Here is a 26,666-nt window from a genome sequence, read left to right on the forward strand (position 1 = left end):
CTCACGGCTCACGTCCGTAGGACAGGTCCTGGTCGTCCGCGAGGCCGGTGAGCATCCGGTCGATCTCGATGAGGAGCGGTCCGTGGATCAGCCATCCGTCGAGCCGGAACTCATCGGCCCGCAGACGTCCGTGCAGGTGACCGCTGTGTTCGCGCGCCGCGTCCAGGACGGCCGGCAGGTCCGGGGCGCCCGTGTCGAGGCGCCGGCGCCGGTAGGCGCGGACGACCGTGGCGCCGTGGCACAGCATCTCGGCGTACACGGCGAGGAACCCGGGGTCGGGGTCGGGCATGCCCTCCTCGGCGGCGTCGACGAGGGTCCGGCAGATGCCCTGCGTCTGCTTGGCCACGACCTCCAGCGGCAGCAGCACCGCGGACAGGTCCTCGCCCCGCCGGCCGGGCCGCGAACGCGGGTTCATCCGCATGCTCTCCCGGCCCCGCCGGATCGCGGACCACGCGTCCTCCGTACGGGCCCTCAGGTCGTCCGACCGGCGCAGCCAGTCGCGCGCGTCGTTGACGTCCCACTCTCCGGCGAGACCGTCGCCCAGCCGGTCGAGCTGACCGGCGATCTCCTCGGCCACGCCCGTGACCGCCTCGTGGGCGTCGCGCAGGTGCGTCGGAGGCAGGATGAGGGCGTTGACCAGCACCCCGACGGCCATCCCCAGCCCGGTCTCGAGGAGACGCCAGCCCATGGCGTGCGCGCTGGGCTGACCCGAGGTGACCACGAGCACCGCGGTGAGCGGGCCGTAGATCCCCTGGTCGCCGAAGGTCCGCAGGTTGACCAGCGGCATCGTCACGAGCAGCACGGCGATGAGGGCCACCGTACGGTCGCCGGCCAGCGCGAATCCGGCGGTCGCCACGACCACCCCGAAGACCACCGCGAACCCCTGTTGCAGGCCCTTGACCACCGAGCGGTACACCGTGGTGTGCACCATGACGAGGGCGACCCACGGGGCGAGGGACGCCAGCGGCGCGTGCAGCACCTCGTACGCGACGAGCCACGCGAGGGCCGCCGCGACCGCGGACTTGGCCGACTGGACGAGCAGGTCGCGCTCACGACTCGGCCCGCGAAGAGCGCGCCGCAGCGACCGGAGCGCGTATCCGGCGTGCCAGCGCAGCCACGCGACCGGGCGTACCACCATGGGGCACGCCTGCCCCGCAAATCGGTCGGCTAACACGCGATCGGTTGATACGCGATGCCTTTCCGGCCGTCGCGCCGATCGTCCGGGCGGTTCCGCGCGTCGAAGAAAGACGTACCGCGGATCAGGGTTTTCCGGCATGTCCGGACGGGTCTTCGCGGAGTACGGTCATAAGTCGGCGCGAAGAGATGAGCTGCGGTGGACGGTCAACGACGTACGGGCGCGGGGACACCACTGCGGCCCGGCGATCCCGAGCAGGTGGGTCCGTACGCGCTCCAGGCGCGGCTCGGCGAGGGCGGCATGGGCGCCGTCTACCTCGGGCGCGGCCCGGACGGACGCCAGGTGGCGATCAAGGTGGTGCGCGCGGAACTGGCGCAGGACGCCGGGTTCCTCACGCGCTTCCAGGACGAGGTGACCAACGCCCGGCGGGTCGCGTCGTTCTGCACCGCCCAGGTGCTCGACCACGGCGAGTCCGGCGGCCGCGCCTACATGGTGACGGAGTACATCGAGGGCGTCTCGCTCAAGGACTACGTCAAGCAGAACGGCGAGCTGTCGCCCGGCATGCTGCACGGCGTGGCGGTCGGGGTGGCCGCCGCCCTGGTCGCCATCCACGCGGCCGGGCTGATCCACCGCGACCTCAAGCCCGCGAACGTCATGCTGTCCTTCTCCGGGCCGCGCGTCATCGACTTCGGCATCTCCCAGGCCCTCGACGCCGCCTCCGGGCTGACGATGACGGGCCAGCTCGTCGGCAGTCCCGGCTGGATGGCGCCGGAACGCATCCTGCGGCAGCAGGTGACGACCGCGGTCGACATCTTCTCGTGGGGATGCCTCGTCGCGTACGCGCGCAACGGCGTCAATCCCTTCGGCACCGGCGACTTCTCGGTCATGTCGGCCCGGCTGGTGCACGGCGACCCGGAGATCGGCGACCTGCCCGCTCCCCTGGACCGGCTCGTACGGGCGGCGCTGGACAAGGACCCGCACAACCGCCCGACCGCACGAGACCTGCTGCTCGCCCTGGTCGGCGGCGAGACCAGCGAGGCGGCGGTGCTGGGCAAGCTGACGGCCTGGCAGCCGCCGATACCGCCGGCGGGTCCCGTCCCCGGTCAGGGCTCGTTCCCGCCGGGGCCGCTCTCCGGGCCGCCGGAGGGGCCCGGCCACACCGTCGCGGCCGGCTCCGGCATGCCCGGCGGTCCGGGACACACCGTCGCGGTCACGCCGGAGCGTACGGCCCCGACCGCGAACCCGACCCGGCCGATGCCTCCGGACGGCGGGTCTCCGGCCCGGTGGCGTGGCCGGGGCAGGGTGCTCCTGGCCGGTGCGGCGGCGGTCGTCGTCGCGGCGGCGGCGGTGACCGGCTGGCTGCTCACCCGGCACGACGGCGGGAAGCCCACCGGGGCCGCGGGCGGGTCGGGACCGGCGCCGTTGCCGAAGGCCGGCCTGCTCGTGCGCATCGACCGGCAGAGCGGCTGGCCGAGCCGCTGCTACGGCAGCATCGGCAGACTCGTCCCGACCACCCGCGTGGCGGCCAAGGTGATCAGCGACGACGACAAGTGCGACATGCTGCCCCGCTGGTCGCCGGACCGGAAGCAGATCGCCTTCACCCGGAACGTCAGCGCCACGGTCAACGAGCTGTGGATCACGAACGCCGACGGCACCGGGACACCCCGGATGATCACGAACATCGTCGACGGCCGCACGCGCAGCGCCTGGTCACCGGACGGCAAGAAGATCGCGATCGTCGCCAAGACGCCGTCGGGACGGCAGATCGCCGTGATCACGATCGCCCACCCGGAGACACCGCTGCGGCTCACCGGCGACGGCGCCGACAAGGACGACCCGGCCTGGTGCGGAAACCGCGTCGCGTTCTGGAGCAAGAAGAGCGGGACCCAGCAGATCTACACGGTCGACGCGGGTACGGCGGGCGGCTCGTGGACCCAGGTCACCCACGACGACCACGACGTCAACGACCCGTCGTTCTCGCCGGACTGCGGGACGATGGCCTACACCGAGCAGCCGGCCAAGGACGCGCGCCACGTCTGGCTCACCCCCTCCGACGGCACCGGCACGCCGCGCCGGCTGACCTCGACCGCGACCCGCGACATGGACCCGACCTTCTCCCCCGACGGCACCTGGATCGCGACCGCCCGCGGCGAGACGGCGCACCAGAGCATCTGGGCGATCCGCGTCGACGGCACGGGCGCGATGCCCGTCTCCGCCGGCGACCTGGGCATCGCCCACCCCGACTGGTCCTGAGCCCCGGCCCGCCGTCCGGCCCGGACGCGGTCTCTACCGGCGCGAACCCCGACCGCGTCGAGGTGGCCGACGCACCGCGTACGTCGTCGACGAGTCCGGCTCCGGCCCCGCGGGCGAGGACCTGTTGACCCGCGTCGGCCCATCGGCTGACCCACCCGCCGCCCGGAGCCGAGGCCACGCGGCTCAGCCCGTGTCGAATCAGCCCGTGTCGAATCAGCCCGTGTCGAATCAGCCCGTGTCGAATCAGCCCGTGTCGAATCAGCCCGTGTCGAATCAGTCCGCGTCGAACCAGTCGCGGCCGGCCGCCCAGTGGCGCAGCCAGCCGCCGAACCCGGGTTCGGCGGTGGTGTACCCGAAGGGCCGGCCGAACGGCTGGGCGCCGACGTCGGTGAACTGCCAGACGTGCCCGCGGTGCTCGCCGGTCACGACCAGCCGCCAGTCCATCGCGCAGCCGTCGGTGCCGAGGTGGACGGTGCCGTCCCCCTTCGCCGGCCCGGTCTCCTCGTCCCAGAACCGGGCGGAGGTCAGCGGGAACGGCCGCGCGAGCGTCGCGTCGGCCTCCGGCCCGGTCAGCGCACCGAGACCGGACAGCCCGTACGCGGGCGGGCCCGCCGGGCATCCGTCGGACACGGTGGCGAGGAAGCCGCGGAACGGCGCGGGCAGCTCGATCGCGTGCGCGGCCTCGAAGGCGCGCACCGCGGCCCAGCCCGCCGGCGGCTTCCGGTCCACGTTCGCCAGCACCGCGCGCAGGGCGTCCGGCTCGTCCCGCGGATCGTCGGCTCGCACGTCCGTACCCGACCACAGCACCGACGCCACCGCAACCGGCCGAGTGACTCCTGATGATGCGTCACAGTGCCGGAGGCGGGGGTAGCCGATGGCGGGCTTCTCCTGACAGGAGAGGATTCTCCTGCCAGGAGAACCCCTCGAGAGGAACACCGGCTCCCGCCCGGTCCGACATTTCCGGCCGCTAGTGCTCTGACCGGGAAGGTTCGCCGGGGCGGTGGTCGCTTCGTCAGTCTTGGAGCCAGCCGTGCGTTCTCCTTCTGACCGGCGGTGGCAGTCCCGAAGAAAATGGATTGCCTTGGGGACAGCGCTCACGTTGGCTGGGCAGCATGGTCGAGCTGCGTACCGATCGCCTCGTACTCCGTCGATGGCAAGACTCCGACTTCGAACCGTGGGCGGCGATGAATGCTGATCCTGAGGTCCGGGAGTACCTGGGCGACCTGCTCACCCGTGAACAGAGCGATGCCTCCGTGGCGCGGTTCCAGGCCGAGTTCGACCAGCGGGGCTACGGATGGTGGGCAGTTCAATTGCAGGCCACGGGCGAGTTCATCGGCTTCGCGGGCTTGGATCAGGTGGATGATGGCATGCCGTTCACGGGAGTAGAGATCGGTTGGAGGCTCGCTCGCTCGGTCTGGGGCCAGGGTTACGCCACCGAGGCCGCCTTGGCCGGCCTGGCCTTCGGCTTCGAAACGCTTGAACTTCCCGAGATCCTCGCAGTGACGACTGCTACCAACCTGCGTTCCCAAGCGGTGATGCGCCGGATCGGCATGACCCGAGACCCGGCTGAGGATTTCGAGGACCCCACCGCGCCCGAAGGGCCACTGCGTCCGAACGTGCTGTACCGAATCGCGCGTGGCGTGAGGGTCTGACGCTCTCGGCTCGGTCGCTGGTACCTGCGCACACGGACAGGCTCAGCCACCACACCCCCCAACGGTCGGATCGGACGTCTCAGGACATCCAACCGCTGGAACCGCCGACCCGGCGGACCTTCCCGGTCAAAGCACTAGCCGAGTGTGAGCAGGCCGATCGCGGCGGCGGCGCCGAGGAGGCCGGCGGTCTGTAGCGCGCTCAGCCGCTCGCGCAGGGCGGTGATGCCCAGCAGGACCGGGATCGCCGGGTAGAAGGAGGACAGCACGACCGCCACGACGAGCAGTTCCTCCCGCGTCGCCGCCAGGTAGAACATCAGCGCGGTGGCGGCCATGGCGCCCGTGCCCGCCGCGAGGAGCACCTGGCGTCCACCCGCGCGCCGCGCGGCGGCCCCGGCCGTCACCAGCAGCGGGAGGATGGTGAGCGCCGCGGCCAGGCGTCCCGTGACGACCGGCCAGACACCCGCGCGCGGCGCGGCCTGGGCCAGCGCGACGTACTGCAGGGCGATGCCGGTGCCGGCGAGCAGGCCGTCGAACGCGGACGCGCCCGTGCGCCGTCCGCCGGCGCCTTCGCCACGGGAGACCAGCCACAGCGCGGGCACGGCGACGGCGATGCCGAGCCAGGAGAGCGCCGAGGGGTGGTCGCCGAGCAACGCGACGCCGACCACGGCGGGCAGCGCGACGCCGCTGACCGCGCTGACCGGCACCACCATGCTCATGGCGCCACGGCTGAGGCCCCGGAACAGGAAGAGCATGCCCAGCCCGGTGCCGACTCCGGACAGCGCGCCCCAGCCGAGGTCGGACACCGGCACCGCGGTCACCGGGAACGCCGGGGCCGCGGCCAGCGCGAGCACGAGGCCGCCGAGCTGCCCCGCGAGGGCGACGGCGACGAAGCCCGCACGGCGTGAGAGCAGCCCGCCGGCGAAGTCCGACAGCCCGTAACACACCGCCGACGCGAGCGCGAGGAGCGCACCCACGCCCGCTCAGCCCCGCTGGTCGCGCTCGGCCTGACCGACCGGGCACACCGCGTTGTCCGTGCAGGCGCCGCGGTCGCAGAGGCGGCAGAGCAGCTCCGCGTCACCGACCTCCCTGTACGCGCGGGCCAGCAGCTTGGCCAGCAGCGCCGCCAGCGTCTCGTGCTCCTCGTCGTCGAGGGCGCCGAGCAGGCCGGCGAGCGGGGCGTCGCGCGCGCCCAGCAGGTCGCGTGCCAGCCGTCGCCCGGCCGGCGTGGGCTCCACGGTGACGGCCCGGCCCGCGCCCGGCCGCCGCGTCACCAGGCCGCCGGCCTCCAGAGAGTCGACCATGCGCGCGGCGGCGGACTGGGTGAGGCCGACCCGACGGCCCAGCTCGGTCACGCCGACGGCGGGCGACCAGAACAGGACCACGAGGGCGGACGCGCCGCTGACGCTCACCCCCGCGGCCCGCGCGGCGCCGGCCAGCGCGAGGTCGGCCACGGCCAGAGCGGTGGCGCCCAGAAGGTTCGCGGTACGCGCTCGATCATGCATGACTCATGCATATCATGCCGCGCCGGGCTCACCGCCCGTACATGAAGGCACGCAAAGCGGGTAGGCGCAATGAACGTCGAGAGGAGCACACGGCATGCCGAGTTTCACGCGGGAAGCGGCGCGTAATCCGTTCATTCTGAAGATCTCGCTGCTGGCCGCCCTCGGCGGACTGCTGTTCGGCTACGACACGGGCGTCATCTCCGGGGCGCTGCTGTACATCAAGAAGGACCTGAACGCCGGCGACCTCGCCCAGTCGTGGATCGTCGCCGGCCTGCTCGTCGGCGCGGTGTTCGGCGCGCTCGCCGGAGGACGCCTGGCGGACCTGATCAGCCGGAGATGGACGCTGCTGGTCAGCGGCGTCGTGTACGTCGGGGCCGCGCTGGCGGCGGCCTTCTCCCAGTCGTCGGGCCAGCTCGTCGCGGCGCGGATGGTGCTGGGCCTGGCCGTGGGCGCGGCGTCGGCCGTGGTGCCGCTCTACATCGCCGAGCACACGCCGCCGAAGATCCGCGGCGGCACCGTGTCGTACAACCAGCTGATGGTCACCGTCGGCATCCTCGTGGCGTACCTCGTCGACTTCGCGCTGCGCGACGTCGGCTCGAACTGGCGCTGGATGCTGGGCCTGGGCGCCCTGCCGGGCGTGTTCCTGGTCCTCGGCATGCTGTTCGTGCCCTACTCCCCGCGCTGGCTGATGCAGCGGGGCCGCCGCGACGAGGCCCGGGACGTGCTGCGCCGCACCCGCGCGGGCGAGGACTACGAGAAGGAGCTCACCGAGATCGAGTCGGTGCTGTCGGAGGAGCGCCGCGCCGGGCTCGGCACGCTGCTGCGGCCGTCGCTGCGCCCGATGCTGGTCATCGGGATCGGCCTCGCCGTCATCCAGCAGGTCGTCGGCGTCAACACGGTCGTGTACTTCTCCCCGACCATCCTCACCTACACCGGACTGCACGCCAACGACGCGATCGCCCAGGCGCTGTCGGTCGGCATCACGAACGTCGTCTTCACCGTCATCGCGGTCCTGCTGCTCGACCGGGTCGGCCGCCGCGCGCTGCTCATCGCCGGCACCATCGGGCTGACCCTCGCGCTCGCGACGCTGGCGGCGTTCTTCGCCTTCCACTGGCAGCACTCCGCGCCGTGGGTGGCGCTGGTCGCCCTCGTGGTCTTCATGGCCTCGTTCGCCGTCGGGCTCGGCCCGGGGTTCTGGCTGATGATCTCCGAGATCTTCCCGCTGGGCGTACGGGGCACGGCGATGGCGGTGTGCAGCGTGTTCAACTGGGCCGCCAACTTCGTCGTCTCCTACTACTTCCTGCAGCTCATCGACGCCATCGGCAAGGCCTGGACGTTCAGCCTGTACGCCGTGATGGGCATCGTCGGAATCGCGTTCTTCGTCACCAAGGTCCCCGAGACCAAGAACCGCACGCTGGAGGAGATCGAACGCGACCTCGGCGCACCCTCGTCGTCATCCTCCACGCGGACGAGCACCCGGCACCGCACTGCCTGAAATGACCGTCGAGCGACAAGGTGCAGCGATACGGTGCTCGACGTTTCTTCCATTCTGCCCAGGGGAGTCCCGAACAGATCAGCGGTGACGGATTCCGCGGATCGGTGATGCCCGGCCCCATGGACTCATGGGACCTGTACGAAAGGCTCATAACGAGCGTGTAATTCCGGTTATCTTTGGTTCGCCCGAATACCGGCCACTAAGGATCGTCGTGAGTAACCACGCCGTACGTCTCGGCGCCAGCGTGCTGGCACTGACCTCTGTCTTCGCCGTGTCCGCGTGCAAGGACAACGCGAAGACCGACGACGCCGAATCCAGCCCGAAGGCCGACTTGCCGGCGGCGAGTTCCACGCCGTCGGCGCCCGGCACGCCGTCCCCGTCACCCTCGTCGACCGCGGTGCCCAGAACCACCCAGGCCGCGATCGCGCGTTACATCACCTTTCTGCGCGCGGTGAGCCGAAGCGACGTGAAGACGATGTGCGTCATCGGCGGACCGGCCGCCAAGAAGGCCGAGGACGAGGGATTCGGGAAATGCCGGACCACCTTCGCCATCACGCTGAGCATGATCTCCGACGCGCAGTTGAAGGCGCTGCGGACCGCCACCGTCGACAAGTCGAAGGTGACGAGGCGGGCCAACGGAGACGTGGACATCCCGGCGCGCGCCGTGGTCGCCGACGTGAGGTTCACCGCACACGACCTGAGCGATATGACGCTGTCCTACCGGCACGGCAACTGGTTCATCATCGACTGAGGTCGGACAGGTGAGGGCGGGGCTGGCCGACTTTTAGAAAACCGTTCTAGAATCGGCGTCGCATCCATGAGGGGTGCCCAGGCTCCACCGGAGGGGCGACGCATGTCCGCCGACCAGTCCAAGGCGATTCCCCGACCGACACCCGAGACCCGGCCGTTCTGGGACGGCGCCGCAGCCGGTGAGCTGCGGATCCAGCGCTGCGTCGCCTGCGCGCGACACTACTTCTACCCGCGCCCGGTCTGCCCGCACTGCGGCTCGTCCGACGTCGAATGGGTGACGGCCAGCGGGCGGGCCACCCTCTACTCCTACGTCATCAGTCACCGCCCGGCGCCGGGCTTCGCCGGCGACGGACCGTACGCGATCGCCGTCGTCGAGCTGGAGGAGGGCGTGCGGATGATGACCAACATCGTGCACACCGAGATCACTCCGGAGAACCTCGCGCTGGACATGCCGCTGCGCGTGGTGTTCGAGCCGCGCGGCGACGTCCACGTCCCCCTCTTCGAGCCGGCGGGAGAGGCGTCATGACCGCGGTCATCATCGGGGCGGCCGAGACCGACGAGGTAGGGCGGCTGCCGGAGCACTCGGCGTTCCGGCTGCACCTGGAGGGCGCGCGCAACGCGCTCGCCGACGCCGGCCTGACCAAGGACGACGTCGACGGGGTCGCGACGGTCGGCACGCCCGGTCCCGTCCAGGTCGCGCACGCGCTGGGCGTCACCCCGGCCTGGCTCGACGGCACCTCGGTCGGCGGCACGTCGTTCCTGTTCCACGTACGTCACGCGATGGCGGCGATCGAGGCCGGCCTGTGTCACACCGTGCTGGTCACGCACGGCGAGTCCGGGTGGTCGCGGGTCGGCGCGCCGCCGCGCGCGTTCGGGCCCGACTCGCTGCTGGGCCAGTTCGAGCTGCCGTACGGGACGATGGGGCCGGCCACGACCTTCACCGTCACCGCCCTGCGGTACATGAAGGAGACCGGCCTCACCCACGAGCAGCTCGCCTCGGTCGCGGTGGCCCAGCGCCGGTGGTCCAGCCGCAACCCGCGTGCCGCGATGCGCGACCTGGTCACCGTCGACGACGTGCTCGCGTCACGGCTCGTCGCCTACCCCTTCCACCTGCTCGAATGCTGCCTGGTCACGGACGGCGGCGGCGCTCTGGTCGTCACCTCGCGCGAGCGCGCCGAGGCGCTCGGCACCCGCAAGCCGCCCGTGTACGTACTGGGCGCCGGCGAGTCGGCCGAATCGCCGATCATCTCCCAGATGGAGGACTTCACCACGTCGCGGTCGTTCCGCCTGTCGAGCCAGGCGGCGTTCGCCGAGGCGAAGATCACCCACGGCGACGTCGACCACCTGATGATCTACGACGCGTTCGCGCACGTGCCGATCTACGGGCTGGAGGACATGGGCTTCGTCGGGCGGGGCGAGGCGGGCGCCTTCATAGCGGAGGGGCACACCTCCCCCGGCGGCCGGCTGCCGATGAACACCAACGGCGGCGGCCTGTCGTACACCCACACCGGCATGTACGGCATGTTCGCGATGCAGGAGTCGATCCGGCAGCTCCGCGGCGAGGCCGCGGCCCAGGTGCCCGGCGTCGAGGTCGGCGTCGTCCTCGGCAATGGCGGAATGTTCATGTCCGCCGCCACACTGGCGCTCGCGAACCGCCTGCCCTGACACTGATTCCCGGCCTCCGCCCGTGCGGCGGCGGCCGTCCCCCCGGCGCCGCGCCCCGCGGCGCCCCGAGTGAGCGGAGTGGCCCGTGGCAGATCGACGACGGCACCTCGCCGTCGCCTGCGTCGCGCTGGCGACGGCGTTGCCTCTCGTACCGGCGGCGGCGAACGCGTCGCCGGCCGCGCACGCGCGCCTGACCATCACGTCCGTGTCCAACCCCCGGCCGGACCTCGTCAGCGGCGGCCAGGTGCTGATCCGGGTCGTCCCGGCAGGCACCCGGCCGACGACCGTCACCGCGAACGGGCACGACGTCACCTCGGCGCTGCGCCGGGAGCCCGACGGCAGCCTCCTCGGCACGGCCGGCGGCCTCCGCGACGGCACGAACACCATCGAGGCACGGCAGGCCGGCGCCCGGGCCACGCTGCGCGTCGTGAACCACCCGATCACCGGGCCGGTCTTCTCCGGCCGGCAGCAGCTCCCGTTCTACTGCGAGACCCAGGCGTTCGGCCTGCCGGCGGCCACCCAGCCGTACTGCTCGGCGCCCACGCAGGTCGGCTACCAGTACCGGACGACCGCCGGGACGTACGCGCCGCTCGCCGATCCCTCCGCGCGGCCCGCCGACCTGGCCACCGCCACGGTCAACGGCGCGAAGGTCCCCTACATCGTGCGGGTCGAGCGCGGCACGATCGACCGCGCGGTGTACGAGATCGCGGCGCTGTACGACGGCACGGCGCCCTCGCCGACCACGCCGGACCGCGGCTGGAACGGCCGGCTCGTCTACACCTTCGGCGGCGGCTGCAACGCCGGCTACCACCAGGGCCGCTCGACCGGCGGCGTGCTGGACGACCTGTTCCTCGGGCAGGGCTACGCCGTCGCCTCCTCCACCCTGAACGTGCTGGACAACAACTGCAGCCCGATCATCTCGGCCGAGGCGGCGATGATGGTCAAGGAGCACTTCGCCGAGACGTACGGGCCGATCGCCCACACCATCGGCTGGGGCGGCTCCGGCGGCGCGATCCAGCAGTACGACATCGCCGAGAGCTACCCGGGCGTCGTGGACGGCATCATCCCCGGTGTCTCCTTCCCCGACCCGCTGACCACGCTCGGGCCGGTGACGGACTGCCGGCTGCTGGACCGCTTCTTCGGCGGTGCGGGGGCCGCGTTCACCGACGCGCAGAAGAAGGCGATCGCCGGGTTCAACGACTTCACCACCTGCCCGTCGTGGGACCAGACGTTCGCCAGCCGCGCCACCGCGACGGACAGCTGCGACTCGGCCATCCCCGTCTCCGCACGCTGGAACGCGGTGACCAACCCGTCCGGCGTCCGGTGCAACGCGGACGAGCAGTTCGCCGACCAGCTCGGCCGCGACCCGCGGACCGGATTCGTACGCAGCACACTCGACAACGTCGGCATCCAGTACGGCCTGGCCGCGCTGAAGGCGGGGACGATCACCCCGGCCCAGTTCACCGCGCTCAACACCTCGATCGGCGGCCTCGACTACACCGGCAAACCGGTGGCGGCCCGCACCGAGGCCGACCCGAAGGCGCTCGCGGCGGCGTACGCGAACGACATCGTCAACTCCGCGGCGCAGGGCCTGCGGCAGACGCCGATCATCGACCAGCGCACCGACCTCGACCTGGCCGGGCCGGGGAACGACATCCACACGACCGAGTGGTCGTTCGTCATGCGGCAGCGCCTGCTGCGGTCGAACGGCACGGCGGCCAACCAGGTCATCATCGAGAGCGACACGACCCCGGCCCAGGTCGCGGCCGCGTCGGCGTACGAGCTGGACGCCATGGACCGCTGGCTCACCGCCATCGACGCCGACCGCTCGGGCCGCGACCCGCGGCACAAGGTCCTCGCGGACCGGCCCGCCGACCTGGCCGACGGCTGCTACCTGACCGCCGCGGACCGGATCCGTGAGCCCCTCACCTACCCGTCCGGCGGACAGTGCGGCGCGCGGTACCCGGTGGCCGCCGACGCCCGCATGGTGGCCGGGGAACCGCTCGCCATGGACGCCACGAAGTGCGCGCTGAAGCCCCTGGACTTCCGCGACTACCCGGTCACCTTCACCGCGGACGAGCAGCGGCGGCTGCGAGCGACGTTCCGCACGGGCGTCTGCGACTACGACCGCCGGCCCCCGGGATGGCGGAAGCCCGCCGGCACCTGGCTGAGCTACCGCTGAGACCCGGTCCCCCGTGCGGTGCGGCGTTGATACGCGCGCACCGCACGGGCGTGGGCATCAGTGAGGAGTTTCCGCGCCTGCTCCGCGGTCCGCTCCCCGGGGTTGAGGATGGCGACCCACGACTGGGCCGCGTACACCGGATGCGGCATCAGTGTGTCCACGGCGGTGTGATCGACGTCCACCGACCGTGCCGGGTGGCCGAACAGCTCCTCGAACGCGGTGCGGCCGACGGCGATGTTGAGGCGGAAGACGCCGGGGCGGTTCAGGTCCGAGGCGGTGTCGAAGCCGTCGTAGTCCTTGGTGACGATCGTGGCGAAGGGCATCCGGCGGTCGGGGGGCGTGTCGCCGTCGGGGTCGTGGAAGAAGAACGTGTCGCCCCAGGCGATCTCCGGCGCTCCGGTCTCCTCACCGGCGGTCTCGGCGACGACACCGGGCAGAGCCGTCACGAACGCGATGATCTCTTGCTGTGATTCCATACATTCGAGCGTCTCATTGAAACTCCCTGTGAGACTTACGTCGAAAATCCCCAGGAAAACCGCGCCAGACCCTCAATACCGAGACGCGCCGGCGGCCAGGCCCCCGAGGACCAGTTCCAGTTTGGCCGACAGCGCGGGGCCGAGTTCGAACGGTGCCGGCCGGCCGGTGACCTGTGGCAGGGCCCAGCGACTGACGGTGTCGGCGTAGCAGGATGAGAGCACCTCGGCGACCGTGTGGGCCGGTGCCGTCGTGCTGAACTCCGCCCGGTCCTGACCCAGCTGCACGACCGCCCGGAGCGACTCGAAGGTCGGGAACGGCTCGCCGGCGTCACCGATCTCCGTCATCCGGCCCTGAACCAGCACGATCGTCAACGGGACATCGGACTCGCTGAGCCGGCCGAGCACGGCGAACTGCCGCCGGAGCAGCTCCGCCGCGGGCACCGGGGGGCCGTCCCCCTCCGCGGCCGCGTCCGGCAGGGCGGCGGCGAGCCGCTCACCCCGCTCGGCTCGCCAGGCCGCCAGGATCGCCTGCTTGGCGGGGAAGTGGTTGAACAGGGTTCGGCGGGCGATGTCCGCTCGGCCCGCGATGTCGTCCATCGTCGTGTGGGCGTACCCGCGCGCGGAGAACAGCTCCAGCGCGGCCTCCAGGATGCGGCGCCTGGTGCGCTCACGCTGCCGGGCCCTGCGGTCCGCGGCCGGGGGCGCCTGAATATCGCCGGCGACGTTGTCCATCTCCCTCATCATCCCAGGTGATGCCGACCATCGCGGCACAGACTGCACCCTAGTGCAGCATTGCACTAAGGTGCAGTTATCTCCGACGAGGGAAAGGAGTCGCGGTGTCGGCTCACAGCTCGGTCATCGACTTCCACGCGCACTTCGTGCCTGACTTCTACCGGGACGCCGCCGTGAAAGCCGGGTACGGGAACCCGGACGGCATGGCGGGCTTCCCGCACTGGAGCGTGGACGAGGCGCTGGCCATGATGGACCGGTGCGGGGTCGCCGTGGCGGTGGCCTCGGTGTCATCGCCCGGAGTCCATTTCGGCGACGACGCCGCGGCGCGGCACCTGGCCCGCAGCGTCAACGAGTTCAGCGCGACCGTGAGGGACGAGCACCCGGACCGGTTCGCCTTCCTGGCCTCCCTGCCGCTGCCGGACGTCGAGGGCGCACTGGCCGAGATCGACCACGCCTACGACGTGTTGCACGCCGACGGCGTCACGCTGAAGACGAACGCCCGCGGACTGTACCTCGGGGATCCGGCGATGGAGCCGGTTCTGGACGCCCTCGACCAGCGGCGCGCGCTCGTCGTCCTCCACCCGACGTCGCCGCCCGGCTGGGAGGCGGTCTCGCGGGGCTGGGGGCGGCCGATGATCGAGTTCCCGTTCGACACCACGCGGGCCGTCGCCGACCTCCTCCTGCGCGGCGGGCTCATCCGCCATCCGGGCATCCGGATGGTGGTTCCGCACGGCGGCGGTGCCCTCGCGGCGTTCGCCGACCGCATCGACGAGTTCACGCGCATCTTCGCCGTCGCCGACGGCCCCGACGTGGCCGGCCAGCTCCGGAACCTGTACTACGACCTCGCCGGTTTCCCGGTCCCACGGCAACTGCCGTCGCTGCTGGCGATGACCGATCCCTCTCACCTGCTGTACGGAACGGACTGGCCGTGGACGCCCGAGCCGGTCATCGCCGCCGCCACCTCCGGGATCCAGGCGAGCCCGCTCCTCGACCAGGACCAGGTCACCGCGATGATGACGACGAACGGTCTCCCCCTGCTCGACCGATTCGGCGCCGATGAGAGCGCGTCGTCGGATCCCGCGGCATAAGACGTCCGCTCCGTACCACGATGAGGCCGTCCGCCCGGTTCAGTGGTGGAAGAGCCGGAGCCCGGTCCGTACGAGCGCGATCCCGTGCTCGCGGCAGGCGTCGGCGACCTCGCCGGAGCGGATCGAGCCGCCCGGCTCGGCGATGTACGCCACGCCGTGGCGCCGGGCGTGGTCGACGTTGTCGCGGAAGGGCAGCGCGCCGTCGGAGGCGAACGCCACGCCGGTCAGCCGGCGCGCCCACTCCTCGCGGTCGGCCGCGGTGAGGGCGGCGACCGGCCCGGCCAGCGCCTCGGTCAGCCGTCGTTCCTCGTCGGGGGTCAGGCCGCCCTCGGCGTACCGGATCCGCCAGTTGAGGCGGTCCTGCGCCCGGGTTCCCGGCGCGAAGGCCAGGCCTCGCACCGCCGGATGCCTCCGTAGCCACCAGAGGTCGGTCTTGCGCCCGGCCAGGCGGGTGCAGTCGACGCGCGACTGCTGCCCCGCGCCGACCCCGAGAGTCATGCCGTCGCGCACGTAGCAGACCGCGTTGGACTGGGTGTACCGGAGCACCACGAGCCCGAGCAGGAGGTCCCGCACGGCCGTCTCGGGCTGCGCCGCGTCGCCGGCCGGGTCGAGCAGGTCGCGGGAGATCGGTGCCTCGTCGCGGTCCTGCGTCAGTTGGACGCCGAAGACCTCCCTGGTCTCCCGGGACGGCGGGACGAACGCCTCGTCGGCCTCGAAGACGACGAAGCGGCCCTTCTTCTTGCGGCTCAGGGCGGCCACGGTGCCGGGAGCGTAGCCGGGTGCCACGATGCCGTCGCTGAACACCGGGCCCAGCGCGTCGGCGAGTTCGGCGTCGACCGGGTGCGACACCGCCACGAAGTCGCCGTAGGAGGATCGGGGGTCGGCGTCCCGGGCCCGCAGGTAGGCACTGGTGAGCTCCCCGGGGCGGTCGAGCCCGTACGGCTCCGCGGCGACCGCGTCGAGCGGCCCGGACACGGCCGCCCCGGCCGGCGAGACGTGCTTGAAGGACGCGGCCGCCGGGCGGCCGAGCACCCGGCTCGCCTCCCGGACGAGCTGCCACCCGGACAGCGCGTCGAGCAGGTTGATGTAGGAGGGGGTGCCGTTCAGCGGCCGGAGCGGCGTGCCGCCGTCCCCTGCCGGTACCGCCCGCGCCTCCTGGTGCGGGTTGATCCCGTAACGAAGCTCCACGCCGTGGCCTCCTCAGCGGTCGATGTCGCTGATGGAGCGCCCAGGCGGTCGGTGCCCGCATCCGTGTCCGGCCGCTCCCCGGTGGTGATCCACCTTCGCCAGTCACGGCCGCCGCCAGCGTACCGGTCACGTGCGCCAGGTCACCAGGGCGTCCAGTGCCTCGATGTGGGAGCCGCGGACGAGCAGCGGGTTGATCTCCAGCGACTCCAGGTCGTCGCCCAGCGCGCCGGCGAGGTCCGCGACGCGGGTGATGACCTCGGCGAGTGCGTCCAGGTCGGCCGGTTCGGTGCCCCGCGCGCCCGTCAGGAGCTTCGCGCCGCGCAGCTCGCCGAGCGCGCGGCGGACCTCGGCCGCGTCCACCGGCAGCAGGCGCAGCACCGAGTCCTTCAACACCTCCACCCACACGCCGCCGAGCCCGACCGCCAGCACGAGGCCCCAGGCGGGGTCGCGCACGACGCCGGCCAGCAGTTCGACGCCGCCCTCGCGCTGCGGCTGGACGAGCGTGCCCAAGCCGGTCGCGCCGACGGCCGCGAGGATCTCCCGGTGCGCGCGCCGCACGTCGTCGGCGGAGCCGAGCCCGAGGCGTACGCCGCCGACGTCGCTCTTGTGGCCCAGACCCTCCGCGGCGGCCTTGAGCACGACCGGGTAGCCGAACCGCTCGGCGGCGGCCACGGCCGTCTCCTCGTCCGGCGCGAGTTCGGACGGCACCACGGGCACGCCCGCCTCCGCCAGGAGCGCGGAGGCCCGGTGCTCGGCCCACACACCGGTCCGCTCGCCGCGCATCACGGGAGGCGGCGTCGTGGCGCGCGGGCGCACGGCGGCCCGCTCGCGTACGGCCGACCAGCGGACCGCGGCGCCGATGGCCGACATGCCGTGCTCGATGCCGCCGACGACGTGCGGGTACCCGGTGCGCTCCTGGATCGTACGGGCGAAGGAGCCGACGTCGGTCAGCACGTTGCCGACGATGACGACCGGGCGCGGCGACTCCTCGATGATCCGCGTGCTCTTCTCGTACAGGCGGAACACCGGCTCCGGGTCCGGCGGCTCACCGCGCGGCAGGTCGGACAGGAGCATGACGACGTCGATGCCCGGATCCTCGGCGACGATCCGCAGCGCGCGGGAGAGCAGGGTGCGGTCGACCACGACGTACCCGGTCACGTCGAGCGGGTTCGCCGGGCGGCCGAAGTCCGGCATGATCTCGGTCAGCCGGGCGACGGTCTCCTCCGCGAACGCGGGCAGTGCCAGCCCCTCGTCCTCGGCGCGGTCGGCGATGATCTCCGAGGCGCCGCCCGAGGGCGTGACGACGCCGAGCCGGGGCCCCGGCAGCGGCCCGGACGACGCGAGCAGCCCGGCCGTGATGATCAGGTCCTCCAGCGAGCGGACGCGTATGACGCCGAGCTGCCGGAACGCCGCGTCGATGACGGCGTCGTCGCCGACGAGCGCGCCGGTGTGCGCCTGTGCCGTACGGGAGGCGAGCCCGCTACGGCCGATCTTGAGCGCGACGATCGGCTTGCCCGCCGCCAGCGCGCGGCGCGCCACCCGGGCGAACTCCTCCGGCCGGCGGATCGACTCGAGGAAGAGCGCGATGACGCGGGTCGCCGGGTCGTCCACGAGGTGGTCGATGACGTCGGTGACCGAGACCACGGCCTCGTTGCCCATGGAGGTGAGCAGGCTGAGGCCGATGCCGCGGGCCTGACTGAAGGCGAGCACGGAGCTGGCCAGCGCGCCGCTCTGCAATACGACGCCGACCGAGCCGCGCAGCAGCGGCGGCGGGATCGGCAGGCCGTACGGGGTGATGCCGGCCTCGGAGCGAGCGCGACCATCAGAGGTGTTGATGTAGCCGTTGCCGTTCGGCCCGAGCACCGTGAGGTTGTTCGCCCGGCAGAGGGCGGTGAGCTCCTCCTCGCGCTTGCGCCCCTCCGCCCCGGTCTCGCCGAAGCCCGCGGTGAGCACGACGTAGTGGCGGATGCCGAGCCGCGCCCCTTCCTTGAGCACGTCGAGCACGACCGGAGTCGGCACCATGACGTAGACGAGGTCGACGCGTTCGGGCAGGTCGCTCAGGCTGCGGTACGCCCGTTCGCCGTGCACGACCTCGGTACGCGGGTTGACGAGGTAGACGGGACCGGGGAAGCCGTGCCGCCGCAGGTTGGCGAAGGTCGCCACCGACCAGCCCGACTTGTCGGTGGCGCCCACCATGGCGATCGAGCCGGGCGCGAACAGACCTCGTACGCCCTCGCCGGCCGTCATTCGCCGATGCCGCCGAGGCGAACGTGCCCCTTCAGGAGGTTGCGCGCGATCGTCCGGCGCTGGATCTCGTCGGTGCCCTCGTAGATGCGCAGCAGCCGCAGCTCGCGGTACCAGCGTTCGATCGGCAGCTCCTTGGTGTACCCCATGCCGCCGTGGATCTGCAGGACGCGGTCGACGACCTTGTTGGCCATCTCCGCGCCGTTGAGCTTGGCGATCGAGGAGGCGTGCCGGGCGTCGAGGCCGTTCTGGACGCGCCAGGCGGCGTACAGCGTGAGCCACTTGGTGGCCTCGATCTCCACCTGCGAGTCGGCGATCTGCCACTGGATGGCCTGGTACTCCCCGATCAGGTGGCCCATCGACTTGCGCATGCCGGCGTAGTCGATCGCCATCTGCAGGAGGCGCTCGGCCGACCCGATGGCCCGCGCCGGGATCATGAAGCGGCCGTTCCTGATCCACTGCATGGCCAGTTCGAAGCCCTTGCCCACCTCGCCGAGCACGTTGTCGTGCGGCACGCGTACGTCGTCGAAGACCAGGGAGGCCGGACCCCACTCGCCCATCGTCGCGATCGGCTCGGACTTCCAGCCCATGTCACGGTCGACGAGGAAGCAGGTGACACCCGCGTCGGGGACGACCGCGAAGACCATGACGAAGTCGGCCTCGTTGCCGTTCGTGATGAAGGTCTTCTCGCCGTTGATGACCCAGTCGCCGCTCGCGTCCTTGACCGCGCGGGTGGTGATGTTGCGGGCGTCGGAGCCCGCGCCGGGCTCGGTGATGGCGAAGCAGGACCGCCGCTCCCCCTCGATCGTCGGGATCAGGTAGCGCTGCTTCTGCTCCTCGGTGCCGGCGTAGAGGATGTTGTCCGCGCTGCCGCCGAAGGTGAAGGGCACGAACGTGCGGCCGGTCTCGATCGCGAGGATCGCCGACATGAGCGCGCCCGCGTTCAGGCCGCCGTACTCCTCGGGGGTGTTGATCCCCCAGAAGCCGGCCTTCTTGGCCTTGCGCTGCAGCTCCTTGATCACGTCGGGGGCGAGGCCGGGGCGGCCGGCGCGCTCGTTGCGCAGCACCTCGTCCTCCAGGGGCATGACCTCTTTGCTGACGAAGCTGCGGACGGTGTCGCGGATCTGCCGCTCCTCGTCGCTGAGCGAAAAGTCCACCATCGGACGCCCCTCCACCTGGAAAACATTTCTAGAACGAGACTCTAAAACCAGCCTGCCCGCCGCCCCGGAAGGTGTCAAGACCGCAGGAGAGGACCTGTTCGGGCCGATTTTGGAATACGGTTCCGTAACCTGGGAGGGACGACACGAGGTGTGTGATGGCACGCAAGACGAACAGCCGCCCGAGCGCGAACGCCTGGCGGTGGAGCCGTACCGCCGAGACCCGCCGGGGCATGCTGGCGGCGGCCCGCGAGGTGTTCACCGAACGCGGCTTCGCCGATGCGAGCGTGGCCGACGTGGTCGAGCGCGCCGGGTCCAGTGTCGGCAGCCTCTACCACCACTTCGGAGGCAAGGCCGAGCTGTTCCTCGCGCTGTGGGAGGACCACCAGGCCGCCCATGAGGCGGCCGCGTCGGCCGCCGTCGCGGCCCTGCGCGAGGCGGGCGAGACGAACCCGCTGGAGCTGTTCATCGCCGGGGCGCGGGCGTTCCTGGACGGCTCGTGGCAGCGGCGCGACCTGGTGCGCCTGCTGATGGACGGCGACGGGCCGCCGGGCTTCGAACTGATGCGCCGCACCCGCAACCGCGAGTGGGTACGGCAGAACGCCGTGCTGCTGGGCGCCGGCACCGACCCGGTGGACCGCGTCACGGTGACCGTGCTGACCACGGTCATCGGGGAGACCGCCCGCGAGGTCGCCGCCTGCGAGACCAAGGCGGAGGCCGACACGGTGGCCGCCGCCGCCATCCGCCTGATCCGCCGCCTGGACCCGCTGACGCAGGACGACTGACTCCGCGGCGCGGCGACCGCCTCGGCGCTCACTCCGGATCCGGCAGGTCCATGGCCGCGAGCCTGGCCGGGTCGACCACGATCGCGATGCCGGTGATCCGGCCGTCGGCGACGGTGAACGCGGTGACCGAGAGCGGGGTGCCGTCCTCGCGCCAGGCCACGAGGCCGGGCAGGCCGTCGACGAGTACGGCGCGCCCCCGCACGGCCGCGCCGGCGGACAGCCGCGCACCGGCGGCGACCTCGGTCGCGCCGAGGGTGACGACCGCACCGCCGGGGGTGTCGACGGTCAGCCTCACGTCGGGATCGAGCACGCGCAGCAATCCCTCGAAGTCGCCGCGGCGAGCCGCCGCGAGGAAGGCCTGGACCACTTCTCGCTGCTCCCGGCCGACGGCCGTCGGCCGCTCGGTCGCCCGCACCTTCCTGCGGGCACGGCTGGCGAGCATCTTGGTGGCGTCGGTGGACCTGCCGAGGATCCGGCCGATCTCGTCGAACGGCACCGCGAACAGGTCGTGCAGCACGAACGCCAGCCGCTCGCTCGGCCCGAGCGACTCGAGGACGACGAGGAGCGCGAGCCCGACCGAGTCGGCGAGCGCCACGTCGTCCTCTGGCGCGAGGCCGTCGTCGACCGTCACCACGAGTTCGGGCAGCCGGTCGTCGTAGGGCGCCTCGGGGTGGGCCTGGCGCGCTCGCAGGACGTCGAGGCTGATCCGGCCGACCACCGTGGTCAGCCAGCCCGCGAGGTTGTGGATGGTCTCCGAGTCCTGGCGGGACAGCCGCAGCCAGGCCTCCTGGACCACGTCATCGGCGTCGGCGTGCGAGCCGAGCAGACGGTGGGCGACCGCGTGCAGCCGGTCGCGCTGGGCCTCGAACACCTCGGCCACCGGGTCCGCCGGGCTGATGTCGGACATGTTGTTACCTTCCTCGGAGCTGCTCCGTCATGGGTGATGACGGGCCCGGAGGGGCCGAGGTAACCGATGAAGGAGCATGACCGATGGAAGCACGCATGAAGAGCTCGCCGAATCCCGACGTGTTCACCGCGATCCAGCACCTCCACAAGGCGATCGGCGCCGGTGGCGTCGACCCGCTCGTGCTCGAGCTGGTCCACCTGCGGGCCAGCCAGATCAACGGCTGCAGCCCGTGCACGTTCGCCGGGGTCGCGTCGGCGAAGAAGCACGGAGAGACCGAGGAGCGGCTGCACAGCGTGGTCGCATGGCGCGAGACGCCGTTCTTCACCGAGGCGGAGCGGGCGGCGCTCGCGCTGGCCGAGGCGGCGACCCGGATCCAGGACGGCGCGCCGGGCGTGACCGACGAGATCTGGGACGCCGCCGTCGCCCACTTCGACCAGAAGCAACTGTCCGCGATCATCCTGAACATCGCACTGACCAACTTCTTCAACAGGGTCAACCACACGATCCGGGAGCAGGCCGGCAAGACCTGGTGAGCCGGGCGGGTCCCGGGCGGCAGATCCGGAAAGGAGGGGACATCCGTTGAGGCGCGGGCCGGCCGCCTCACTCCCGTTGGTGGTGCGTGAGCAGTTGAGCGAGCAGGCGGGTCAAGGTCTGTCTGTCCTCGGCCGGAAGCGGTCCGAGTAGGTCGTCCTGCACCTTGTCGAGCGCTCGGTCCATACGTCGCAGTTGCCGATCACCGGCCGTGGTGAGGCTCACGATGTTGCGCCGTCGGTCATCCGGATCCGGCGTCCGCTCGACGAAGCCCTGCTCGGCCAGTTCGTTGATCGCTGCCACCACGTCGCTGCGGTCCATGCTGCACCGGCGACCGAGCTCGGCCTGGCTGGCCACTCCGAACTCGTCCAGCGCGGCCAGGATCCGGTAGTGGTACCCACGCGCGCCCACCCCGCCGAAGCCGTCGGACGCCAGCCGGTGGGCGTGCACCGCCACCTGGGTGAGCAGCCAACTCGGCTTCGCGCTCAGGCGCGCGGGTGTCGCTTCCACGACAGCCACCCTACATCGTTGGCGCCGCCAACGAATCTCTGTATAGTTGGCGACGCCAATGTTGGACCAACCAACGAAAAGAGTCGCCATGTCCACGGATACTCCGGTCGCCGACCGGATCGAGATCGCCGACCTGTTCACCCGCTTCGCGCGCCTGCTGGACGAGGGGCATTGGGAGGATCTGGACACCGTCTTCACCGACGATGTGGCGGTGCACTCGCCGCGCGGGGGCGAACTCCGCGGCATCGGCGAGGTCCTCGGCTTCATGCGACAGGCCGAGGTCGAGGGACAGCACACCCAGCACACGACCACCGACCTCTTGGTGGACGTCGACGGCGACCAGGCGGCCGCCTCGGCGAACTCGATCGTGTACTACTACCGCGACGGCCAGGCACCCCACTTCACCGGCGGCCTGCGACAGGACTACACCGCGGTACGGACGCCGGCGGGCTGGCGAATCCGCGAGGTGCGGATCATGCCCGCCTGGACACGCGAGAACTGACAGCGGTCGGACACCGCTCGGGAATCGGTTCGGTTCAGAGCCGCGAACCCGGGAGGTAGCCGACGTGCGGGCGGAACTCGCCGGTGATCCGGGCCTCGGTCAGCGACCTCAGGAACTCCTCCGGGCCGTCGAAGTCGGGCAGCTCCGCGTACGCCGCGCCGATGCCCTGCGGGTCGTGGGCGTCCGAGCCGGCCGCCGCCGGCAGGCCGTGCTCGGCGGCGAACCTCGCGGCCCGGCGGTTGTCCTCCTCGTCGGCGGTCTTGGCGTTGAACACCTCGACCACGTCCAGCGTGCCCATCGCGTGCAGTTCGGACAGGCCTGCGGCGCCCAGGCTCGTCCGTGCCGCGTCGAACGGGTGCGGGGCGTACACGAGGCCGCCCTGCGCGCGGATCCGCCGTACCGCGTCCTCCAGCGGCAGCACGTACGGGACGCGCTCGGTGAGGAACAGGCCGATGATCTCGCCCGCGTACGTGCGGATCTCCTCGCCGACGATGACGCGGGCGCCGATCGCGCGGGACAGCGCCTCGTGCGCGCCGGCAAGGGTGTGGTGGTCGGTCACGCAGACGACGTCGAGCCGCTCCTCCCGCACGCGTTCGGCGAGGCGGTCCACGGTCGTCACGGCGTCGCCGGAGTGGACGGTGTGCAGGTGGCAGTCCACCCGCACCCGTCGTCCGCTCACCGGAAGCTCGCCCGGCCCCGGTCGATGACGACCGTTCCATCCTCCTTCGCGGTACGGAACAGGGCGGTCGTCCCCTCGGCCCAGATCGACGTGATCAGCGACTCCCCCGGCATCACCGGGCTGCTGAACCGGCCCGACATCGCGGCGAACCGCGCCGGGTCCGAGCCGGCCATGGTGTGCAGCAGCGCGCGGCCGGCGACGCCGTACGTGCACAGGCCGTGCAGGATCGGGCGGTCGAACCCGGCACGCGCGGCGAACGCCGGGTCGGAGTGCAGGGGGTTGCGGTCGCCGGACAGCCGGTAGAGCAGGGCCTGCTCGGGCCGGGTCCGGTACGTGACCTCGTGGTCCGGCGCGCGGTCCGGGAGCCTCCACTCGTCGCGCGGGCCCCGGTCGCCGCCGAAGCCGCCCTCGCCGCGGATGAACACCGAGCCCCGCGAGGTGATCATCCGCTCGCCGGTCTCCGGGTCGACCGCGGTGGACTCCGTGACGACGAGCGCGCCCGAGCCCTTGTCGTAGATGCCGGTCACCTTGGCGGTGGCCCGCAGCGAGCCCTCGGCGGGCAGCGGCCGGTGCAGTTCGAAGGCCTGTTCGGCGTGGACGAGCATCGCGGGGTCGAAGTCGCCGATCCGGCGGGCGCCGGGCACCTGGGCGAGCAGCACCGCGTACGTCGGCAGCACCCGCTGCGGCGTGCCCGCGGTGTTCTCGGTGGTGAAGGCCAGTTCGCTCAGCGGGTCGTCGACGCCCGCGCCGACGCCCACCGCGTACAGCAGCGCGTCCTTGGAGGTCCAGCAGCGGTCGAGCGGCGCGGACTCGACGCCGATCGCGCCGTGGTCGAGCGGCATGGTCAGCTCTCCGGCGTACGGCCGTCGGGCATGACGTTCGGCGCGGCCTTCTCGACCAGGCCGGGGATGACCTCGCCCAGCTCGGCCGGATCCCAGCGCGCGCCCTTGTCGGCGCCGGGACCGGCGCGCCAGCCCTCGGCGACGCTGATCATGCCGCCGCGGACGTTGAACACCCGGCCGGTGATGCCGCGCGCCTGGTCGGAGCCGAGCCAGACCACGAGCGGGGCGATGTTGTCGGCGGCTCGCGGGTCGAAGTCCTGCGGCCCGTCGCCGCCCTGCCAGCGCACGAGGTTCTCGGTCATGCGGGTGAGCGCGGCCGGGGCGACCGCGTTCACGGTCACGCCGTAGCGGCCGAGCTCGCGGGCGGCGATCACGGTCAGCCCGGCGATGCCGGCCTTGGCCGCGCCGTAGTTGCCCTGGCCGGCGTTGCCGTAGATGCCCGAGGAGGACGTGGTGTTGATGATCGCGGCGTCGACCGGCTCGCCGGCCTTGGACCGGGCCCGCCAGTACGCGCCGGCGTGCCGCAGCGGCGCGAACGTGCCGCGCAGGTGCACCCGGATGACGTCGTCCCACTCCTCGGCCGTCATGTTGACCAGCATCCGGTCGCGCAGGATGCCGGCGTTGTTCACCAGGACGTGCAGGTCTCCGTAGGTCTCCACGGCCGTCTCGATCAGCCGCTTGGCGCCCTCGAAGTCGGCGATGTCCTCTCCGTTGACGATCGCCTCGCCGCCGGCCGCCCGGATCTCGTCCACGACCTCACCGGCCGGGCCCGCCGAGGAGCCGCTCCCGTCCACCTCCGCCCCGAGGTCGTTGACGACCACCTTGGCACCCTGCCGGGCGAACTCCAGCGCGTGCCCGCGGCCGATGCCGCGCGCCGCGCCGGTCACGATGACCACGCGCCCTTCGACGATCCCCATTGGCCTGACCGCTCCACTCAACGCGTTTTTAGAATGACCTTCTAGAAAAGTCTCCGGTGGGTTAGCGTACCTGTCAACCCGTGGGAGATCCGTTCCCGGCTCCGACGAAAGGACCCGCGCATGGGCGTACTCGACGGCAAGGTCGCGATCGTCACCGGGGCGAGCCGCGGCATCGGCGCGGCCATCGCGCGGCGGTTCGCCGCGGAGGGCGCGACGGTCGCCGTCACCGCTCGTACCGTCGATCCCGCCCGGACGCGCCTGCCCGGCACGATCAACGAGACGGTGGCGCACATCGAGGCCGCGGGCGGCCGGGCCCGCGCGTACGCCGCCGACCTGTCCGACCCGGCCGCGCGCGTGTCGCTGGTCCGCGCCGTCACCGACGACCTCGGCCCGGCCGATGTCCTGGTGAACAACGCCGCCGTCACCTACTTCACGCCGGTCGCCGACTTCACCGACCGCCGGTACGCGCTGATGTTCGAGGTGCAGGTGACGGCGCCGTTCCACCTCGCGCGGCTCGTCCTGCCCGAGATGCGCGCACGAGGGCGCGGCTGGATCCTCAACATCTCCTCGCTGGCCTCGCGCCATCCCGCGCTCGAGCGGAACCATCTCCCCGGCGGGACGGTGTACGGGATGTGCAAGGCGGCGCTCGAACGGTTCACCACGGGTCTGGCCGCCGAGGTCCACGGGGACGGGATCGCGGTCAACTCCCTGGCGCCGAACCGCGTAGTGCCCACCCCGGGCACGCTGTTCCACGGCCTCACCACCGAGGACGACCCGAACGCGGAGCCGCCCGAGGTCATGGCCGAGGCCGCCCTGGCGCTGTGCGGCGGCACGGACCTGAGCGGCCGCGTCGCCCTGTCCCAGGACCTGCTCGCCGAACTCGCGGAACGGTGATGCGCGACCTCCGTTACCCACGTTGTCATTGATGTTGCAGTTTTTGGGGATGCGTCACCTTTAGGGTTGCTTTGTGGCGAGTGAACAGCACGCAGGGAACCCTCTCGCAAGCCGGGCCGCACGGCACGCGCGCCGGTCGAGCGGTCGCGGCCGGCTACGCGCGGCCGTTCACGCGCGACTGGAGGAGATGCGGTTCCGCCACGGCGTCCTCCTGATGATCACGGTCGCGGCCGTGCTCGTCGCGGCGATCGCCGGCCTCACGCTGGCACTGACCGGCGGCTCGGCCGGGAAGAGCCCCGGCGCCGGCGAGCCGCCCATGGCCGAGTCGTCCTCGACGTCGCCCGCCTCCGGCCCGGCGGGTGCGACGCCCGGGCCGCGCGGGTCGGCGCGACGCCCGCACACCTCGTCATCGACGATGCTGGGCTCCTCCAGCCCGCGGCCCGAGGTCCGCCCCAGCGCGTCCGCCACGCCGAGCGACACGCCCGCCGGGCGGCCGACGGGCGACCCGCGGACGAGGTACCCGCACTGGAAACGCAGCAACCCGCCGCCCTGGTGGCACCGCCACTGAGCCCTCAGCCGC

At 72.0% G+C, this 26,666-nt stretch carries 27 protein-coding genes and 1 riboswitch; of the genes, 13 read left to right on the forward strand and 14 right to left on the reverse strand.

What is annotated here, in order from left to right; genetic code table 11:
- Nucleotide 1 precedes the first annotated feature (1 nt).
- Nucleotides 2-1,138 (reverse strand): FUSC family protein, encoded by a 1,137-nt coding sequence (locus ACQEV1_RS33760; RefSeq protein WP_285572829.1) that lies wholly within the window; start codon nt 1,136-1,138, stop codon nt 2-4.
- Nucleotides 1,139-1,333: 195 nt separating this feature from the next.
- On the opposite strand from ACQEV1_RS33760, the gene ACQEV1_RS33765 reads away from it, so the two are divergent.
- A complete protein-coding gene (locus ACQEV1_RS33765; RefSeq protein ID WP_433399151.1) occupies nt 1,334-3,388 on the forward strand; it encodes a protein kinase domain-containing protein in 2,055 nt (684 codons plus the stop codon).
- Between the two features lie 273 nt (nt 3,389-3,661).
- Here ACQEV1_RS33765 and ACQEV1_RS33770 read toward each other — a convergent pair whose 3' ends face one another.
- Nucleotides 3,662-4,174, reverse strand: a complete 513-nt coding sequence (locus ACQEV1_RS33770; RefSeq protein ID WP_285630072.1) for a hypothetical protein — start codon at nt 4,172-4,174, stop codon at nt 3,662-3,664.
- A 326-nt stretch (nt 4,175-4,500) separates the two neighbouring features.
- Here ACQEV1_RS33770 and ACQEV1_RS33775 point away from each other — a divergent pair, with 326 nt between their 5' ends.
- Entirely contained in the window at nt 4,501-5,040 is a 540-nt protein-coding gene (locus tag ACQEV1_RS33775) for a GNAT family N-acetyltransferase (protein ID WP_433399154.1), read from the forward strand.
- Nucleotides 5,041-5,174: 134 nt separating this feature from the next.
- Here the strand turns inward: ACQEV1_RS33775 and ACQEV1_RS33780 are convergent, their stop codons facing one another.
- The gene (locus ACQEV1_RS33780) at nt 5,175-6,014 is read right to left on the reverse strand and encodes an EamA family transporter (RefSeq protein ID WP_433399157.1); all 840 of its coding nucleotides are present in this window, start codon (nt 6,012-6,014) and stop codon (nt 5,175-5,177) included.
- A gap of 6 nt (nt 6,015-6,020) precedes the next feature.
- Nucleotides 6,021-6,542, reverse strand: coding sequence for a MarR family winged helix-turn-helix transcriptional regulator (locus tag ACQEV1_RS33785; RefSeq protein ID WP_433399160.1), 522 nt, complete (start codon nt 6,540-6,542; stop codon nt 6,021-6,023).
- Between the two features lie 94 nt (nt 6,543-6,636).
- Between ACQEV1_RS33785 and ACQEV1_RS33790 the strand changes: the two genes are divergently transcribed.
- The 5 genes from ACQEV1_RS33790 (at nt 6,637) to ACQEV1_RS33810 (ending at nt 12,634) form a co-directional block, all read left to right on the forward strand.
- Nucleotides 6,637-8,037, forward strand: a complete 1,401-nt coding sequence (locus tag ACQEV1_RS33790; RefSeq protein ID WP_285630064.1) for a sugar porter family MFS transporter — start codon at nt 6,637-6,639, stop codon at nt 8,035-8,037.
- 211 nt (nt 8,038-8,248) lie between these two features.
- Nucleotides 8,249-8,788 (forward strand): hypothetical protein, encoded by a 540-nt coding sequence (locus tag ACQEV1_RS33795; protein WP_433399164.1) that lies wholly within the window; start codon nt 8,249-8,251, stop codon nt 8,786-8,788.
- 102 nt (nt 8,789-8,890) lie between these two features.
- A complete protein-coding gene (locus ACQEV1_RS33800) occupies nt 8,891-9,313 on the forward strand; it encodes a Zn-ribbon domain-containing OB-fold protein (protein WP_285630058.1) in 423 nt (140 codons plus the stop codon).
- Complete coding sequence (locus tag ACQEV1_RS33805; RefSeq protein WP_433399167.1) at nt 9,310-10,452, forward strand: thiolase C-terminal domain-containing protein; 1,143 nt, start codon at nt 9,310-9,312, stop codon at nt 10,450-10,452. The genes ACQEV1_RS33800 and ACQEV1_RS33805 overlap by 4 nt, the downstream gene beginning before the upstream one ends.
- Before the next feature lie 85 nt (nt 10,453-10,537).
- On the forward strand, nt 10,538-12,634 hold the full coding sequence (locus ACQEV1_RS33810; RefSeq protein WP_433399170.1) for a DUF6351 family protein: 2,097 nt from the start codon (nt 10,538-10,540) through the stop codon (nt 12,632-12,634).
- On the opposite strand, the gene ACQEV1_RS33815 is transcribed toward ACQEV1_RS33810, so the two are convergent.
- Nucleotides 12,625-13,110, reverse strand: a complete 486-nt coding sequence (locus tag ACQEV1_RS33815; protein ID WP_433399173.1) for a DUF6194 family protein — start codon at nt 13,108-13,110, stop codon at nt 12,625-12,627. The genes ACQEV1_RS33810 and ACQEV1_RS33815 overlap by 10 nt on opposite strands.
- A 72-nt stretch (nt 13,111-13,182) precedes the next feature.
- Nucleotides 13,183-13,842 (reverse strand): TetR/AcrR family transcriptional regulator, encoded by a 660-nt coding sequence (locus ACQEV1_RS33820; protein ID WP_285630051.1) that lies wholly within the window; start codon nt 13,840-13,842, stop codon nt 13,183-13,185.
- Nucleotides 13,843-13,946: 104 nt separating this feature from the next.
- Here ACQEV1_RS33820 and ACQEV1_RS33825 point away from each other — a divergent pair, with 104 nt between their 5' ends.
- Entirely contained in the window at nt 13,947-14,930 is a 984-nt protein-coding gene (locus tag ACQEV1_RS33825) for an amidohydrolase family protein (RefSeq protein WP_433399176.1), read from the forward strand.
- A gap of 39 nt (nt 14,931-14,969) precedes the next feature.
- Here the strand turns inward: ACQEV1_RS33825 and ACQEV1_RS33830 are convergent, their stop codons facing one another.
- The 3 genes from ACQEV1_RS33830 to ACQEV1_RS33840 form a co-directional block, all read right to left on the reverse strand.
- Entirely contained in the window at nt 14,970-16,118 is a 1,149-nt protein-coding gene (locus ACQEV1_RS33830; protein ID WP_433399179.1) for a phosphoribosylaminoimidazolecarboxamide formyltransferase, read from the reverse strand.
- 31 nt (nt 16,119-16,149) lie between these two features.
- Nucleotides 16,150-16,234, reverse strand: a riboswitch (ZMP/ZTP riboswitch).
- A 10-nt stretch (nt 16,235-16,244) separates the two neighbouring features.
- Nucleotides 16,245-18,365, reverse strand: coding sequence for an acetate--CoA ligase family protein (locus tag ACQEV1_RS33835; RefSeq protein WP_433399182.1), 2,121 nt, complete (start codon nt 18,363-18,365; stop codon nt 16,245-16,247).
- Nucleotides 18,362-19,522, reverse strand: coding sequence for an acyl-CoA dehydrogenase family protein (locus ACQEV1_RS33840; RefSeq protein ID WP_285630043.1), 1,161 nt, complete (start codon nt 19,520-19,522; stop codon nt 18,362-18,364). Before ACQEV1_RS33840 ends, ACQEV1_RS33835 begins: the two co-directional genes overlap by 4 nt.
- 155 nt (nt 19,523-19,677) lie before the next feature.
- Here ACQEV1_RS33840 and ACQEV1_RS33845 point away from each other — a divergent pair, with 155 nt between their 5' ends.
- Complete coding sequence (locus tag ACQEV1_RS33845) at nt 19,678-20,304, forward strand: TetR/AcrR family transcriptional regulator (protein ID WP_285585114.1); 627 nt, start codon at nt 19,678-19,680, stop codon at nt 20,302-20,304.
- A gap of 28 nt (nt 20,305-20,332) precedes the next feature.
- Here the strand turns inward: ACQEV1_RS33845 and ACQEV1_RS33850 are convergent, their stop codons facing one another.
- Nucleotides 20,333-21,211, reverse strand: coding sequence for a sigma-70 family RNA polymerase sigma factor (locus tag ACQEV1_RS33850; RefSeq protein WP_433399187.1), 879 nt, complete (start codon nt 21,209-21,211; stop codon nt 20,333-20,335).
- A gap of 83 nt (nt 21,212-21,294) precedes the next feature.
- Here ACQEV1_RS33850 and ACQEV1_RS33855 point away from each other — a divergent pair, with 83 nt between their 5' ends.
- Nucleotides 21,295-21,744 carry a carboxymuconolactone decarboxylase family protein gene (locus ACQEV1_RS33855; RefSeq protein WP_285630039.1) on the forward strand — a complete coding sequence of 150 codons (450 nt, stop codon included), beginning with the start codon at nt 21,295-21,297 and terminating at the stop codon, nt 21,742-21,744.
- A gap of 67 nt (nt 21,745-21,811) precedes the next feature.
- On the opposite strand, the gene ACQEV1_RS33860 is transcribed toward ACQEV1_RS33855, so the two are convergent.
- The gene (locus ACQEV1_RS33860) at nt 21,812-22,252 is read right to left on the reverse strand and encodes a MarR family winged helix-turn-helix transcriptional regulator (RefSeq protein ID WP_285630037.1); all 441 of its coding nucleotides are present in this window, start codon (nt 22,250-22,252) and stop codon (nt 21,812-21,814) included.
- Between the two features lie 88 nt (nt 22,253-22,340).
- Here ACQEV1_RS33860 and ACQEV1_RS33865 point away from each other — a divergent pair, with 88 nt between their 5' ends.
- Nucleotides 22,341-22,754, forward strand: a complete 414-nt coding sequence (locus tag ACQEV1_RS33865) for a nuclear transport factor 2 family protein (protein ID WP_285630035.1) — start codon at nt 22,341-22,343, stop codon at nt 22,752-22,754.
- A gap of 34 nt (nt 22,755-22,788) precedes the next feature.
- Here the strand turns inward: ACQEV1_RS33865 and ACQEV1_RS33870 are convergent, their stop codons facing one another.
- The 3 genes from ACQEV1_RS33870 to ACQEV1_RS33880 are packed head-to-tail and all read right to left on the reverse strand — an operon-like array spanning nt 22,789 to nt 25,192.
- Nucleotides 22,789-23,433 carry a PHP domain-containing protein gene (locus tag ACQEV1_RS33870; RefSeq protein ID WP_285630033.1) on the reverse strand — a complete coding sequence of 215 codons (645 nt, stop codon included), beginning with the start codon at nt 23,431-23,433 and terminating at the stop codon, nt 22,789-22,791.
- Nucleotides 23,430-24,275 carry a MaoC/PaaZ C-terminal domain-containing protein gene (locus tag ACQEV1_RS33875; RefSeq protein ID WP_433399192.1) on the reverse strand — a complete coding sequence of 282 codons (846 nt, stop codon included), beginning with the start codon at nt 24,273-24,275 and terminating at the stop codon, nt 23,430-23,432. The genes ACQEV1_RS33870 and ACQEV1_RS33875 overlap by 4 nt, the downstream gene beginning before the upstream one ends.
- A 2-nt stretch (nt 24,276-24,277) precedes the next feature.
- Nucleotides 24,278-25,192 (reverse strand): SDR family oxidoreductase, encoded by a 915-nt coding sequence (locus ACQEV1_RS33880; RefSeq protein WP_285630029.1) that lies wholly within the window; start codon nt 25,190-25,192, stop codon nt 24,278-24,280.
- 120 nt (nt 25,193-25,312) lie between these two features.
- Between ACQEV1_RS33880 and ACQEV1_RS33885 the strand changes: the two genes are divergently transcribed.
- Nucleotides 25,313-26,086: an SDR family NAD(P)-dependent oxidoreductase gene (locus ACQEV1_RS33885; RefSeq protein ID WP_433399196.1), complete on the forward strand. Its 774-nt coding sequence runs from the start codon at nt 25,313-25,315 to the stop codon at nt 26,084-26,086.
- Nucleotides 26,087-26,273: 187 nt separating this feature from the next.
- The gene (locus ACQEV1_RS33890) at nt 26,274-26,654 is read left to right on the forward strand and encodes a hypothetical protein (RefSeq protein ID WP_433399199.1); all 381 of its coding nucleotides are present in this window, start codon (nt 26,274-26,276) and stop codon (nt 26,652-26,654) included.
- Nucleotides 26,655-26,666 lie beyond the last annotated feature (12 nt).

This window comes from Actinoallomurus sp. CA-142502, assembly GCF_050936355.1.
Taxonomy (GTDB): domain Bacteria; phylum Actinomycetota; class Actinomycetes; order Streptosporangiales; family Streptosporangiaceae; genus Actinoallomurus; species Actinoallomurus iriomotensis.